This window comes from Microbulbifer aggregans (assembly GCF_001750105.1).
Taxonomy (GTDB): Bacteria; Pseudomonadota; Gammaproteobacteria; order Pseudomonadales; family Cellvibrionaceae; genus Microbulbifer; species Microbulbifer aggregans.
Map to the genome: position 1 here is coordinate 3731986 of NZ_CP014143.1, position 13844 is coordinate 3745829.

The following is a 13844-nucleotide window of genomic DNA, read 5'->3' on the forward strand; positions in this document are numbered from 1 at the left end:
CAAAATCAGTCCGCCGCGCTGCTATTACAGAACTTTTAGCGCCATGTCGCTATGCTCATCATTAAACTTCCACGCTGACCTGAGGCCCTGGACTCAGCATCTATAATTGGGCATTCATCACTTTTTACATTCATGTAGGGCGAGACCATCATGGAAGGCATCCTTGGCGTCCTGATTTTCATTGCGGACATCTACGCCATCATCAAGATCCTGCAAAGCTCCGCTTCCGGGCTCAAGAAGCTGGTCTGGGTTCTGATCGTGCTGTTACTGCCGGTCATTGGCCTGATTATCTGGTTCTTCGCCGGACCAGGAAGTAAGGGCCGCTGACCGACGGCGGCCCTCACTCAACCCCTTTGCTACTTACCGGCAACGCTCTCACCGCGCGGCCATCGAGTATTGCAGCCCACGTCTATTCATAATCTTGTATGAAGCAGGCGCCATCATCAGAAAGGCATTTGAATCAACGCCGTAATGGCCACATTCTGGTCTGGGAACTGATGGGCGCTGTATGGATTCTGGTCGCGGGGAGCTTTCTGCACTTTGCATTTGCATGGAGCGGGCACTGGCGACCGATTGCCGCATTCGTTCCGGTGAATGAGAGTGTCTGGGAACACCTGAAGCTGCTCTTCTGGCCGGGCCTGTTCTTTGCGCTTCTGGAGTGGCGCTTTATCCCTGTCGACCTGCGTCAATTCGTTACCGCGAAATGCCTCAGCCTGACTGCCATGCCCGTTGTGCTTATCACTCTGTTTTACACCTATACCGCCATCCTGACTGACAATTATCTGGCGCTCGATCTCCTGTCTTTTATGGTTGCGATCGCCGCCGGGCAATGGATCAGTTATTCGCTCCTCACCCGCCCCTCTGAAGCCCGGAGCTCGTGCATGCCGGGGCTTGTAGGCATGGCATTCTTCCTGATCGCCTTCCCCCTTTTCACCTTTGCTCCACCTCACATCTCCCTGTTTGAACACAAAGAAACCGGGCTGTACGGCATCCCCACGAATAGGTGGCCTCTGAATACCACTCCCACCGGACTCCAGGGTCCCGGATCCACGCCCATGACGTGTGAAGCGCTTTTCCATACCCCACCAGGCAATCTGGCGCGCTATCCGTGACCTGCGTCTTGGCTGTTCAGTAAATGTTCAGGTAAACATTGTACTGTGGTTCCAATTTTCTGCCGGATGGCGGCTGTAGCGTCGCCAGCATGCCTGATGAATCCGCCATCCGCCCTAATCGCCACACAGGCCGGTAGCTGCTTGTCACCCAAGCCACCTGTGGCCAGCCGGGTCTCCCGGAGGGAAGTTCATATGTATAAGAAACTGTTGCCCACCCTTCTTCTGACGGCTATGGCCAGCGGATGTAGCCTCGCGCCATACCAGGGAGCCCCTGTCGAGGACAGTGTTCCCCAGATCGAAGGCAAAGAACTGCAGCCGGGGGCTCCCGATAGCGACCAGCTCAAGCAAAAGCTCTATTCACAACATCAGGAGTGGAAGGGTATTCCCTATCGACTGGGCGGACTCAGCAAGCGGGGCATCGACTGCTCCGGCCTGGTGTATACCACCTACCGGGATCACCTGGGCATTGAGCTGCCCCGCACCACCCGCTATCAGGCTCAGGTGGGCACATCCATTCGCCGCAGCGACCTCCGCACCGGGGACCTGGTCTTCTTCAAGACCGGTCACAAGGTCCGTCATGTGGGCATCTACCTGGAAGACGGCAAGTTCTTTCATGCGTCAACCTCCAAGGGGGTGACCATCTCCAGGCTGGATGGTTATTACTGGCGCGACAGGTACTGGCAGGCACGGCGCGTGGACCTGGATAGCTATGGTCTTGCGATGGGGAAATAGGGCTGCCCAAGAGGGGGTAGTAAGGTAAGCTGTGCGCTTCGGGACCGCGCCAGTCCTGCCCAAAATGCAGTATCCAACCAAAGAAGCACACCATGGATAAAGAAGAACTCGAGGCAATCCTCGGCCTCAGTTGCGAAGACCGCTACGATTACTTTCTCGATCTGGTCGGGGAAGAAAGGGAAGTCTGGATCCTGATCAACAGCGAGGAGCACTTCCTCAAGCTGCACTCCGACGAAAAAGGCGCTCCTGACTACTTGCCAGTCTGGCCCAGTGCTGAATTCGCCACTGCTTACGCCAGTAGTGACACGGACCTGACCCCAAAGAGCATCGCCCTGCCCCAGTTCCTGAAGAAGTGGCTCCCGGGCCTGGATCGGGATGGTATCAAAGTCGGTGTCTTCCCCGGCTCGGACGACAGCGTCTGGATCATGGGGGCGCAGGAACTGGAAAAGGACCTGCGGGAGGAACTCTCCCGCTTCTGACTGCGCGCCAGCTATCGCAAGCTGCCGACATGGACCCGCTTAACGTAGGTCCTTGGCAATTTCCTTCAGGGAGTCGGTAAACGCCCTGGTCATTTCCTCCACTTCGTCATTCTCGTTATTCACGTTGGCCAGTGATGCGAGTATGACCAGCCTACCGGCCACCTTCTGGTCCTTGGCGCGCTGCGCCAGCAGCGAATCCGAGCTATCCAGTGCCTGATACAGCTCCGCCGCCATGGTCTCTGCTATCGCCCCCCGGCGAGTCAGTTGATCCAGGTAAGCCTTGGCGACCACCGGCTTTGATGGCCAGCGCACCGGAAATTGCTGCTGGGGGTTGAACAGCTCGCCCATATCGGCCACTTCTGCTGCCCCCACCTCATTAGCGGTCAGATACTGGCTCGGTTGCAGGGAGAAGACGTCGATTCCCCGGGCGATCTCGGTACCGTAGATCTTGCCGTTGTACCAGTAGACGGACCAGTAGCCGCCCAGCACCATGTTTTCGTCGTCAATAGGCCCGCGGTCGAAGTAACCGATCTCCACCGGATTGACAGAATCGGTGAAGTCGACCAGTGACAGTCCGCCCTGGTACCAGGCCTGAACAAACACATCGCGACCCGGCACCGGCACGATGGAGCCGTTGTGGGCCACGCAATTTTCCTGCTCGCTCTGGGGCGCAGGCAGCTTGTAATGGCTGCGGTATTCCAGCTTGCCATCCACGATGTCGTATATAGCATTCGCGCCCCAGTCCAGCGGATCCTGTGCACGGCAGCGGGGCCGGCCACCACCACCCCACTCGTCGGTGAAAATCACCTTGGTGCCATCGTTGTTGAAGGTGGCGGAATGCCAGTAGGCAAAGCCGGCATCGCTCACCGCGTCAATGCGTTGCGGCTTGAGGGGATTGGAGATATCGAACAGGATGCCATTGCCCGAGCAGGCGCCGGCAGCGATCTTGCGCTCGGGGAAGACAGTAATATCGTGGCAGTGATCGGTGCGTGCGGTTTCCTGGGTATCGTCACCGTGGTCCCCACCGCGCCAGAGACCGGCTACGACTCCGGTCTCGTCATCCGCGAATACAGCCGGACTATCGACGATACGCGCCTTGGACGGCTCTGCCACCGGAATCTCGATCACGTCGATACGGAACAGCGCGGTGCGGTTATCGCCCGGGGTGCTGTCCACACAGGCCGGCATCTCCTCCTCATCCCGTATCGGCGCGGTACCGGAGTTATAAACAATAATCTTGCCGTCCTCGCCCGGCCCGGAAACGACAGAATGCGTGTGGGATCCGCGACAGGTCTGTACCGCACCCACCTGTACCGGCCGCTTCAGGTCACTGATATCGAAAATGCGCAGACCACGGAAGCGCTCCGGACTGGCATCCTCACTGACCCCCTGCAGGCCACAGTCCAGGCGGGCACGGGTCTGCTCCACGGACATGATCAACAGGTCACCGACCACGGAGACATCGCCCTGTCCGCCGGGGCACACCACTGAACTCACCTGTTGCGGCAGGCCGTTCTTCTGCAAGCGGTAGATATTGAAGCCGTGGTAGCTGCCGGCAACCATGACGTCACCAGAGAAGGCAATATCAGTATTCGCGAAATCCATGAACGGAGAACGCTCCCACTCGTCCTCGTTTTCCTTACCTTCCTCTTCGCCCTCGCCCTTGTTCTTTTTCGGCATCTCCGGTGGCAGGCCCGCCACATTGTCAGGATCGAAGAAGCCTGCGGGCTTGGATAGGAGTCCTTCGTGATTGAGGTTCAGGATGGCCTTACCGGCATCGTGATAGCCGGCAGCCAGTCCCGCGCGAGGGTCCTGTGAGAGTCCGGCGAGGAGCTTGCCCATGCGCTCTACCTCCGCCGTCTGGTCATTGGTGATATCCGAGATGAACTCGAACAACACAGGATCATAGGCCGAGCCCGGCTGCTCCTGTAGTTCTTCCACCATGGTGACCGCCCCCTCGTGGTGGGCGATCATTAACTCCAGGAAAAGGCGATCAAAATCACTGGCTTTGGACTGCGCCAGCTCCTCCATTTGCTCCTGCGTGGCCATGCCGGCCATTTTATGGTCCATCTGCATGTGCTGGTGATGTTCGGGTTTGGGCACACTTTCGCCGCGCTCACGCAGCCAGTTCTGCATAAACTGGATTTCGTCCTCCTGCGACGCGTTAATGCGCCCGGCCAGATCGACGATCTCCGGTGTGTTGGTGCGTTCACCGACGAGCTCAGCCATCTGCAGCGCCTGGTGATGATGGTGGATCATGTCCTGCATAAACCGCACGTCATCCGGCGAATAGCTGGTAACGGCAACTTGAATGGCTTCTTCCGCACTCAGTTCCCGTATAGGCTCGCCTGGCGCACCCGGCTGGATAATTGTCACCTCATCGGCAGGCACGGCTGCTGCGCCTAAGGTAAGACAGCTACAAATCGCTGTAGCGAGAATTGAACGACTGGAACATCCCTTAAACTTGGTCATTGATATCCCCTGAATTGAGTGATGCCCTGCACTAGCTACAGTCAGTCCCAAGCCAATATTGATCAGGCACATCCAACGCTTGGAGTTATCAGGAAGGGCAATTGAGATCTTTTATTTTTAAACCCGGGAAATTTATACAAATTTGCATCAGGACAATCAACCACACCGAGACAGCTTAAGATCAGCTCAAAGCCCATTTCCAGCACCAGAATGACGAGCAACTTATCCTTTCACGCCAAACGTGCCGGTTCTGCGGATATGCTCTTAATCAAGAAAGAAATGTATCTAATTGATATACAAAAGATTTATAGGAGCCCAAGGGCTATCTCCTAACTCTGTCGCATAAGACACTCAAAAAAAACCCTCTTCAAATAGCTCGCAGTGAATGACTATGGACTTATGCTAAAAGACTCAATAGGACGCTATCGTACCGATCATCCTCAACATTCTGTGGTTTAATTGGAAATCCTCAAGAAATCAGCCCCAACTGCTTGCGAACCCTGATAGCGCAATTCAGGCCTTTAGAGTACGACCCGACAGTGAACACCTTTCCCTTGTGCTATCTGGCAGTGGACTTCAGAACCCCATCCAATGTGGGGGCACTCTTCCGGCTCGCCGATGCACTGGGCATCGAGAAAATCTACCTGACCGGCACCTCCATCACCCCGCCCAACCCCAAACTCAAGCGGCTCTCACGCTCTACGGAGCAGTCGGTTCCGTTCGATTACCGGGAGAGTGCGGTGGGAACCGCCGCTGATTTACGTGAGCAGGGCTACAGGCTTATATGCCTGGAGATTGGCGTGGACAGTATCGAGCTGGATGCACTGGAAATCCGCCCATCCGAAAAAATCTGCCTGATCCTCGGCTCGGAACGGGAAGGCGTACCGATCGAGCTGCTGGAGATGGCCGATGTGGTGGCACATATCCCCATGCGGGGGATCAATGCTTCCATGAATGTGGTTACCGCCTGCGCGATTGCCAGCTACGAGATCACCCGCCAGTTACAGGGTGTCTGACCGGTATTGGCCACACCCAGCAAACTTTTTAATCCCGACAAAAGATTCAGGTTATTGCGGCCGGAACATCTGAAAACGCTGAGCGGCGTCGATGGAAAAATAATCCCCGGCTCCGCCGGCGCGGAGGATGGGCTCGGCGACCGCAGTATCATAGACACCGTCTTTTAACAGGTGCTGGGCAATATGCACCCCGACCACTTCCCCAAACACCATCCAGGTTTCCACCTTTGTCCCATCGGCCGCTGCCAGCTGCAAAATCTGACTGACTTTACATTCCATCGCCACCGGGCTCTCGGCAACACGGGGTACGTTGATCAGGGAGGAGGGCTCCCCAGACAAGCCCGCCAGGGCAAATTCATCCACACCGGGCGCCACCGCAGCGGAGGTCTGGTTCATGGCTTCGGCAAGCTCTCGGGTAACCAGATTCCAGCAGAACTCGCCCGTCGCCTCGATATTGCGCACAGAGTCTTTGTGGCCGACACTGGCAAAACCGATGATCGGCGGATGGTAGTTGAAGGCGTTGAAAAAACTATAGGGAGCGAGATTAAGATTCCCCTCTTGATCCCTGGAAGAGATCCAGCCGATCGGTCTGGGTGCGATAAGCGCATTGAACGGATCATGGGCCAGGCCATGCCCCTTGCCCGGCTCGTAGAAATACATCGGTTCAGACATCAGGAAACCTTTTTCTAGCTTTTACTGTCTGCCTGAGGGAGGGCCACAACATGAAAAGTCGCACTCCAGTTTGCTATTTGCGGTAACGGGCAGACGTGATCGATATTCGCGCAGGCTGAGCGCTGGCTCGGCTGCATTTTTACCGCAGCCGGCGCCACGCCATCAGATCAGGTTCCTCTCAAACAGGACCAGCAACTCACGCCAGGCCCGCTCCGCCTGCTTGGGGTTATGGGCCATGGAGTCCGGCGGGCACCATCCGTGCAATGTGCCTTCGTACACTTCGATTTCCGCCGGCACGCCAGTCTGGTCAAAAGCCTTGCGCAATTCCACTTTGGCCTCCGGATCGCGCTCATCATCATTCTCTGCAATGGCCACCAGGAAGCCGGCCTGGATTTTGGGAACCAGGCGGTGCGGGCTGTCGGGTTTATCGGTGACGAGCCCGCCACCATGGAATGATGCTCCGGCGCCGATCCGCTCAGGCATATCTGCGGCCAGGCGGAAGGCATAGGATCCCGTCATACAGTAGCCCAGGGTACCGGCGGGCTTGGAGGTATCCACAGCGGGCTGCTGGTCGAGAAATTTAATGAAGGCGCGGCCGTCGGTGACGCAGGTCTCGGGGGACAGGGTGCCCGCCTGCTCACGAGCCTTGGGCCAGATTGCCTTGCGTAATTCCGGGCCGATCAACTGTGCATCGTCCGGTACCAGCTGGCCCTTCATGGTGCGGTAGTAAGGGTTGACCACCAGTACTGCATAACCGGATTCCGCCAGCCGCTTTCCCATCTGCCGGAAAGCCGGACGCAATCCAAAGATATCCGGCCACAGGACCACAGCCGGGTGCTGCCCCTTGCTCGGGTGGACGAAGTAGGCATTGGCCTCACCATCCGGGGTCGGCACCGTGACGGTAGACTCTTTCACCGCCAGTGCATTGGCTGTGACCGGCATCATGCTCGCCAGTGCAGCGCCCAGGCCAAGCCTGCCGAAATCGCGGCGACTGAGGCCACGACGGAAAAAGTACGCCTCAGCGGCCCTGCTCGTCAGTTCATCACACATGGTCACAGCTCTCCTTAGTGATTATGTTGTTCTCCTGCTTACTACGCCGGTATGACTGGCCTGGTTTGCCACGCTCAGCAATCACTCAGCCGTCGCTCGCCGTGAAACCGAACGCCACATTGTGCACAATGGCAGCAGGCTCTTACTGTGTCAGCAAAGCGCGACAACCACAAATAGCATAAAAACAGGAACCACCATGATCCGAAAACTCTTTGTCTCTGTGGCGCTCGCCGGTGCCATCCCCGCGGCCCACGCCTATGACAAGGCATCTCTCGCCAGCGATGCCAGCTGGGTCGACGCCCAGTCCGAACGTATTGCCCCCCAGGCCACGGGCCTCGCCGACAACCTGTGGAATTGGGCCGAGGTAGGCTACCAGGAGACCCTCAGCAGCGCGGCGATCCAGGATCACCTGAAAGAGGCTGGCTTCACGATCGAGACCGGTATCGCGGAAATACCCACGGCCTTCGTCGCCAGCTATCGCCAGGGCCGCGGCGGACCGGTCATTGGCCTGTTGGCGGAGATGGACGCCCTCCCGGGCGTTGCCCAGAAGGCAGTGCCTGAACACAGTCCCATCGAAGGACAGGCAGCCGGCCATGCCTGCGGCCACCACCTGTTCGGCGCCGGCTCCACCGCCGCGGCGATCATGCTGAGCCGCTGGCTCGAGGAAACCGGCACTTCCGGGGAAGTCCGCCTGTACGGCACTCCGGCCGAAGAAGGCGGTTCCGGCAAGGTGTATATGGTCCGTGCCGGCGCCTTTGAGGGCACGGACGTGGTGCTGCAGTGGCATCCGGGCGACCGCAACGACGCCCTGCCCCGCTCCACCCTGGCCAATCGCTCAGCCAAGTTCCGCTTCAAGGGGGTGGCCAGCCATGCGGCTGCGGCACCGGAGCGCGGTCGCTCGGCGCTGGACGGCGTGGAGGCGATGAACTTTATGGTGAATATGCTGCGTGAACACGTGCCGGACAGCACCCGCATTCACTACGTCATCACCAACGGTGGCGGCGCTCCCAACGTGGTCCCGGCGGATGCCGAAGTGTTTTACTACGTACGGGACAACACTGCCGCTGACCTGGAGCCGATCTGGGAGCGTGTGGAACAGATTGCCCGTGCGGCGGCGCAGGGCACCGGCACCAGCGTGGAGTGGGAGGTGATTCACGGCAACCACAGCCTGCTGCCCAACCAGACCCTGAACCGCTTGCTGGACGCCAGCATGCGCCAGTTTGGCGGTCTCGAGTATTCCGCCCAGGAACTTAAGTTCGCCAAGAGCCTGGACGGGCTGGCCAATCGCCCCGGCCACGAGATTGGCGACCAGGAAACCATTGCCCCCTACGATCCCAGCGAGGCGCCTCTGTCCGGCTCCACCGACGTGGGCGATGTCAGCTGGAATGTGGCCACCGGTGGCTTCGGCACCGCCACCTGGGTACCGGGCACCTCCGCCCACACATGGCAGGCCGTCGCCGCCGGCGGCACCAGCATCGGCCACAAGGGTATGCTGCTGGCGGCGGAAACATTGACCCTCGCCGGTATGCAACTGCTGCGTGACCCCACCCTGGTGGAAAAAGCTCAGCAGGAGTTTGAGCAGAAACGCGGTGACGACTTCAAGTATGTACCGCTGCTTGGTGATCGCGAACCGCCGCTGGATTACCGGAAGTAATTACCTCTTGTTGCCTCAGGGGTCGTCACGCGGCCCCTTCCCCACCTTTCCCCCTCCGAACACCAGACGACCCGAGAAGCTCTCGGCAGCGCCATAAAGCCAGCCACGCGGCTACCCTGTAACTATTCACCGCGGCTGTGCCTGCTGAAATGAACACCAAAGGACTATCCATCAACCATCAGGGACGCGCAGGCCGTCGGCCGATTACTCTGGTCTTACTCATCACTTTTGCGGCCGCTCTGCAGGCACCACTTTCCTGCAACGCCCTGGACCCGGAGCCCAGGCGGTGGAGCCATCTGCCAATCGATGAAAACTATCTTACGCTGGCACTGGTCAAGACCAACGCCGACATCTACTTCAACCCGACACTGCTGCTGGAAGATGTTGAACAGCATCTGGATACACAGGCGGCGCAATACGTTCGTACTTTCGAGTGGATGAACAAGTCCTACCGATTTGAGCTCCTGCAGGCTCACCAGAGCGCAAAGTGGGCCGGCCTACTGGATGGCATCGCGGCGACAACGGCACGGGAGGGAGCCTCGGACACCTTTGTGCGAGTCGCAATGAACCTCTATGGGGCACCACCTTTACGGGGCGAAGCATTCAGGGAGTACCGCGCCAGCGAAACCACTGAAACGATCGTCGGGGTTGCACTGAATGCTCGGCTTCCCACCGGGCACTACCAGAAAGACAGGCTGCTCAACCTGGGACAGAACCGGTTTGTGTTGAGGCCCCAGCTGGGAGTCGTGCACTCCAGAAGGCAGTGGTCCGTCGAACTCACCGGTGAAATTGCCCTGCACGGCGAGAATGATGAATTCGTCCGTTCCAATACGCTCAAGCAACGACCGCTCTACATCCTCCATAGCCACTTGATCTACGCATTCTCCGCGGGCCAGTGGGTATCGATCAGTCTCGGCTTCGACTACGGCGGTGAAAACCAGTTGAATGGTATCGCTCAAGACGACAAGCAGCAGAACGTTGGCTGGAAGCTGAGTTATGCCCACCCGCTCACTCCTACACTGGGGCTCAAAGCTTCGTACCTTGGCTCACAGACCCGGCGCCAGACAGGCCTCGACTCGGAGACTTTTGCCCTTAGCGTCTCCTTTACCTGGTGAGCCGCTTGATGAAAAAGGCGCCGTTTTCCCTGAACACGCAACCACAAAATGCTTCCACCGAGAAAGCCGGCTCATCAAGAGGATTTCACTGGGGCTTGTATCTGCCTGCCATGCCAAATGGCGGCGCAAAGGGGCTCACCACCAGACAATCTGCAACGGGCAATGATCCTTGCCACCTATACTCTGCGTAACACCGGTGAGAGTGGAGCACGATATTTATGCAATTTTTACTGGGATTATTGCTGTCACTGTTTGCAGGTGTTGCCATGGCGATCGAGGAGCCGGAATACGCGATTATCGAGAAAGCCAAGCCTTTCGAGCTGCGCGCCTATAAGCCAAGGATTGTTGCCGAGGTTCAGGTAACCGGCTCGATGGATGAAGCTTCAGGCAGGGGCTTCAAACTGCTGGCCAATTATATCTTCGGCAACAACACGGCCCGTGCCGGTGGCAGTGAAAAGATTGAAATGACTGCCCCTGTGGCAATGCAACCCCGCTCCGAAAAAATCAGCATGACGGCACCAGTCAGCATGGAGCAGTCCGGTGGCCAATGGCGGGTCTCTTTCGTCATGCCCAGTCAGTACACCATGGAAACCCTGCCACGTCCCAACAACCAGGCCGTCACACTGCGACAAATACCGCAACGTACTTACGCAGTAATCCGCTTTTCCGGCCTTGCGGGCGAGGACAAGGTGGCAGAGAAGACAGCTGAGCTGGTGAGGTGGATGGACAACAAGGGGCTCAAAGCCTCGGGCCAACCAGAACTGGCCCGCTACAACCCGCCCTGGACGCTACCATTCCTGCGCCGCAATGAAGTGATGATTGCTTACGACTAGTCCTACAGAGCCACTGCCACCAACAGGCAAGGCAAAATGGCGGGCTACTTGTGTGGGCGGGCTGCTTGTGTGGACTGCCAGCTGCAGGGGACAAACTTCGGTTTGCGTGAAGCAGTCTGTGACAAAGGTAGCCCGCCACTGAACGTGGCGGGCCGGAGCCTATCAGGCAGGTTCGGTCCGCAGTTCGCGCCGCAGAATCTTACCGACAGTGGACTTGGGCAGTTCGCTGTGGAAATGGATATGTTTCGGAACCTTGTAGGCTGTCAGCTGCTCGCGACAAAAGGCAATGATCGCAGCCTCGTCCAGTTCACCATCCACCACCAAATGGGCATTGACGGCCTCACCGGTCTTGTCGCAGGGGGACCCCACGACAGCGGCTTCGACAATTTGCGGGTGGCGGCACAGCACATCCTCCACCTCATTGGGGTACACGTTGAAGCCGGACACGATAATCATGTCCTTGAGTCGATCCACGATGCGGATATTGCCATTCTCCTGTACCAGACCTACATCGCCAGTACGGAAAAAACCATCCTGCATCACCTCTGCCGTTGCAGCGGGGCGCTGCCAGTAGCCCGCCATGACCTGCGGTCCGCGCACTACCAGCTCGCCACTTTCACCCGGCACTACAGGTCGGCCCTCGCTATCCCAAACCTGGACCTCTGTATCGGCCAGAGGTGTACCAACGGTACCGATCTCCTGAGCGCCGAATTCATTGAGGGTGATCACCGGTGAGGTCTCAGAAAGCCCCCACCCCTCGGTGACCCGGCACCCGGTGACCGATTCCCACAGGTCGGCGGCGGCACTGGTAAGCGCGGTACCGCCGGAAAAGGTCACTTTCAGGTTGCTGAAATCCAACGCCTTGAATTCCGGGTGGCGACACAGCCCGACAAACAGAGTGTTGATACCTGCAAAGCCACTGAACGGAAATGGTTCGATTGCTTTGACGAAGCTATCGAGATCGCGCGGATTGGGGATCAATACATTCATCGCGCCCCAGCTGAACAGGGTCAGCATGTTCACGGTAAATGCGTAGATGTGATAAAGCGGCAGCGGGCACACAAAGGTTTCCCTGCCCTCTTCCGTGCACTGCTCGAGACGCTGGAATACCTGGGCGGCGTTGGCGAGCAAGTTGGTATGCGTCAGACAGGCGCCCTTGGCCACACCGGTAGTACCACCGGTGTACTGCAGCACAGCGATGTCATCCGGTCTGGCCTGACTTCTTTCCAACGCTGGCAGTTCACGGCCGCGTTCAATGGCGCCGACCAGGCTCTGGTAGCCCGCAGGTGCATTCACCGGGCTACCGAGCAGATCGGCCGCACCGGTTACCAGTACCTGTTCGATAGTGGTATCGGCTCTGATCGCCTCAAACTTGTCGAGGAAGTCAGCCAGGATTACCAGGGCACGGGCACCGGAGTCAGAGAATTGATGCTGCATTTCCCGTGGGGTATAGAGCGGGTTTGTATTCACGATCACGAGGCCGGCACGCAGGGCCGCATATGCCGCAATCGGATACTGGCTGATATTAGGCAGCTGTATGGCAATGCGATCGCCGGCCTTGAGGCCCGCTTCGTGCTGGAGCCACTGGGCCAGACAGCGGGATTTTTCCTCGATCTCGGCATACGTCAGCGTCTGCCCAAGGCAGTGAAAGGCCGGCAGGTCGGCGAATCGATCGAAGCCCTTTTCAATAAATTGGGCGAGGTTCTCGAATTCCAGATTAAGGCCGGGATTATTCATGTTATTGGTCTCCGGTTTTTCTCTCAAAAGCTGTTTTTCAATATTGAGCTGGTACCGGGTGCCTACGTCCGCAGAACAAGGTCGCCCGCACCAGATAACAGTTAGTTTTATTCAGTTGCGGTGAGCTGCCTCTCCGCAGCCAGTCCCGCACGAACTTTTCCGTCAACAATACGATGGAAGAGTGTGGTTGTCTTGCGGGCCAGTGCCCGGGTCAGTCGGGCCCGGAATCCCGGGGTGATCATGTACTGGCGCCTGCGGAGTCCCGCAAGTATGCCAGCCACGGCCTTATCGACAGGCATGACTCCGGCAAACTCATTGACCACCTCAGCCACGACACGGCCCACCCGGCGCTCCTCCTCCAGCATCGGGGTCTGGATTTCCCCCGGGCAAACAACGGACACGTGGATGCCCTTCGGGGTAAGTTCGGTCCGCAGTACTTCTGCCAGGCCCACAACACCAAATTTGGATGCGGAGTAGGCGGCGTGGGTATAACTGCCGCAGATGCCTGCCAGAGAGGCCACCAGCGCCAGATGCCCTCCTGACTGCATATGGCGAAGTGCGCCAGCGGCGAAATTACGGCTACCAATCAGGTTGACTCGGATCGTCTGCTCGAAAATTTCATAGGGAAGCTCGGTGAACTCGGCGGTGCGCAGGATACCCGCACAGTTAATGGCAAACTCCGGTGCACCGATTTCAGCGGCAGCGAGATCCATTGTGATATCGATCGCGTCGGGATCTGTAATATCGACGGTGTAGCTTTCCACCCAGCCGCCATTGCTCGCCTGTTTGCGCAGGTCAGCCAGCACAGCGTCATCGACATACAAGTCGAAGATCGCCACCTTGACACCTTCCTGCACAAGCTCATGAGCAAGCCTCAGACCCAGACCGCTTCCACCGCCAGAGATAAATGCCACCCTGGGGGCGCCATGTTTCCACTTGCTCATCGCTCGTCACCTTCTAAATACTCAAATT

13 protein-coding genes are annotated in these 13844 nt (G+C 58.1%); 8 read left to right on the forward strand and 5 right to left on the reverse strand.

The window, feature by feature from the left end; all coding sequences use genetic code 11:
- Positions 1–150 precede the first annotated feature (150 nt).
- The 4 genes from AUP74_RS17115 (at position 151) to AUP74_RS16360 (ending at position 2323) form a co-directional block, all read left to right on the forward strand.
- Positions 151–327 carry a PLDc N-terminal domain-containing protein gene (locus AUP74_RS17115; RefSeq protein ID WP_083261064.1) on the forward strand — a complete coding sequence of 59 codons (177 nt, stop codon included), beginning with the start codon at positions 151–153 and terminating at the stop codon, positions 325–327.
- Between the two features lie 98 nt (positions 328–425).
- Positions 426–1112 (forward strand): DUF6512 family protein, encoded by a 687-nt coding sequence (locus tag AUP74_RS16350; protein WP_145924436.1) that lies wholly within the window; start codon positions 426–428, stop codon positions 1110–1112.
- A 192-nt stretch (positions 1113–1304) separates the two neighbouring features.
- Positions 1305–1844, forward strand: coding sequence for an NlpC/P60 family protein (locus AUP74_RS16355; RefSeq protein WP_069948492.1), 540 nt, complete (start codon positions 1305–1307; stop codon positions 1842–1844).
- Positions 1845–1936: 92 nt separating this feature from the next.
- Entirely contained in the window at positions 1937–2323 is a 387-nt protein-coding gene (locus AUP74_RS16360; protein WP_069948493.1) for a DUF2750 domain-containing protein, read from the forward strand.
- A 39-nt stretch (positions 2324–2362) separates the two neighbouring features.
- On the opposite strand, the gene AUP74_RS16365 is transcribed toward AUP74_RS16360, so the two are convergent.
- On the reverse strand, positions 2363–4714 hold the full coding sequence (locus AUP74_RS16365; RefSeq protein ID WP_226999831.1) for a DUF305 domain-containing protein: 2352 nt from the start codon (positions 4712–4714) through the stop codon (positions 2363–2365).
- A gap of 620 nt (positions 4715–5334) precedes the next feature.
- Between AUP74_RS16365 and AUP74_RS16370 the strand changes: the two genes are divergently transcribed.
- Positions 5335–5811 (forward strand): TrmH family RNA methyltransferase, encoded by a 477-nt coding sequence (locus AUP74_RS16370; protein WP_069948495.1) that lies wholly within the window; start codon positions 5335–5337, stop codon positions 5809–5811.
- Between the two features lie 51 nt (positions 5812–5862).
- On the opposite strand, the gene AUP74_RS16375 is transcribed toward AUP74_RS16370, so the two are convergent.
- A complete protein-coding gene (locus AUP74_RS16375; RefSeq protein ID WP_069948496.1) occupies positions 5863–6483 on the reverse strand; it encodes a flavin reductase family protein in 621 nt (206 codons plus the stop codon).
- A 162-nt stretch (positions 6484–6645) separates the two neighbouring features.
- Positions 6646–7533, reverse strand: a complete 888-nt coding sequence (locus AUP74_RS16380; protein ID WP_069948497.1) for a dienelactone hydrolase family protein — start codon at positions 7531–7533, stop codon at positions 6646–6648.
- Between the two features lie 196 nt (positions 7534–7729).
- Here AUP74_RS16380 and AUP74_RS16385 point away from each other — a divergent pair, with 196 nt between their 5' ends.
- The 3 genes from AUP74_RS16385 (at position 7730) to AUP74_RS16395 (ending at position 11135) form a co-directional block, all read left to right on the forward strand.
- Complete coding sequence (locus AUP74_RS16385; protein ID WP_069948498.1) at positions 7730–9187, forward strand: amidohydrolase; 1458 nt, start codon at positions 7730–7732, stop codon at positions 9185–9187.
- Between the two features lie 149 nt (positions 9188–9336).
- Positions 9337–10302: a transporter gene (locus AUP74_RS16390; RefSeq protein WP_083261066.1), complete on the forward strand. Its 966-nt coding sequence runs from the start codon at positions 9337–9339 to the stop codon at positions 10300–10302.
- Positions 10303–10520: 218 nt separating this feature from the next.
- Entirely contained in the window at positions 10521–11135 is a 615-nt protein-coding gene (locus AUP74_RS16395; protein WP_069948499.1) for an SOUL family heme-binding protein, read from the forward strand.
- A 162-nt stretch (positions 11136–11297) separates the two neighbouring features.
- On the opposite strand, the gene AUP74_RS16400 is transcribed toward AUP74_RS16395, so the two are convergent.
- Positions 11298–12872 (reverse strand): AMP-binding protein, encoded by a 1575-nt coding sequence (locus tag AUP74_RS16400; protein ID WP_069948500.1) that lies wholly within the window; start codon positions 12870–12872, stop codon positions 11298–11300.
- Positions 12873–12979: 107 nt separating this feature from the next.
- Positions 12980–13816, reverse strand: a complete 837-nt coding sequence (locus AUP74_RS16405) for an SDR family NAD(P)-dependent oxidoreductase (RefSeq protein WP_069948501.1) — start codon at positions 13814–13816, stop codon at positions 12980–12982.
- Positions 13817–13844: the final 28 nt, after the last annotated feature.

Coding starts and splice junctions, on each gene's coding strand:
- AUP74_RS17115 (WP_083261064.1), top strand. CDS start 151: ATGGAAGGCATCCTTGGCGTCCTGATTTTCATTGCGGACATCTACGCC.
- AUP74_RS16350 (WP_145924436.1), top strand. CDS start 426: ATGAAGCAGGCGCCATCATCAGAAAGGCATTTGAATCAACGCCGTAAT.
- AUP74_RS16355 (WP_069948492.1), top strand. CDS start 1,305: ATGTATAAGAAACTGTTGCCCACCCTTCTTCTGACGGCTATGGCCAGC.
- AUP74_RS16360 (WP_069948493.1), top strand. CDS start 1,937: ATGGATAAAGAAGAACTCGAGGCAATCCTCGGCCTCAGTTGCGAAGAC.
- AUP74_RS16375 (WP_069948496.1), bottom strand. CDS start 6,483: ATGTCTGAACCGATGTATTTCTACGAGCCGGGCAAGGGGCATGGCCTG.
- AUP74_RS16380 (WP_069948497.1), bottom strand. CDS start 7,533: ATGTGTGATGAACTGACGAGCAGGGCCGCTGAGGCGTACTTTTTCCGT.
- AUP74_RS16385 (WP_069948498.1), top strand. CDS start 7,730: ATGATCCGAAAACTCTTTGTCTCTGTGGCGCTCGCCGGTGCCATCCCC.
- AUP74_RS16390 (WP_083261066.1), top strand. CDS start 9,337: ATGAACACCAAAGGACTATCCATCAACCATCAGGGACGCGCAGGCCGT.
- AUP74_RS16395 (WP_069948499.1), top strand. CDS start 10,521: ATGCAATTTTTACTGGGATTATTGCTGTCACTGTTTGCAGGTGTTGCC.
- AUP74_RS16400 (WP_069948500.1), bottom strand. CDS start 12,872: ATGAATAATCCCGGCCTTAATCTGGAATTCGAGAACCTCGCCCAATTT.
- AUP74_RS16405 (WP_069948501.1), bottom strand. CDS start 13,816: ATGAGCAAGTGGAAACATGGCGCCCCCAGGGTGGCATTTATCTCTGGC.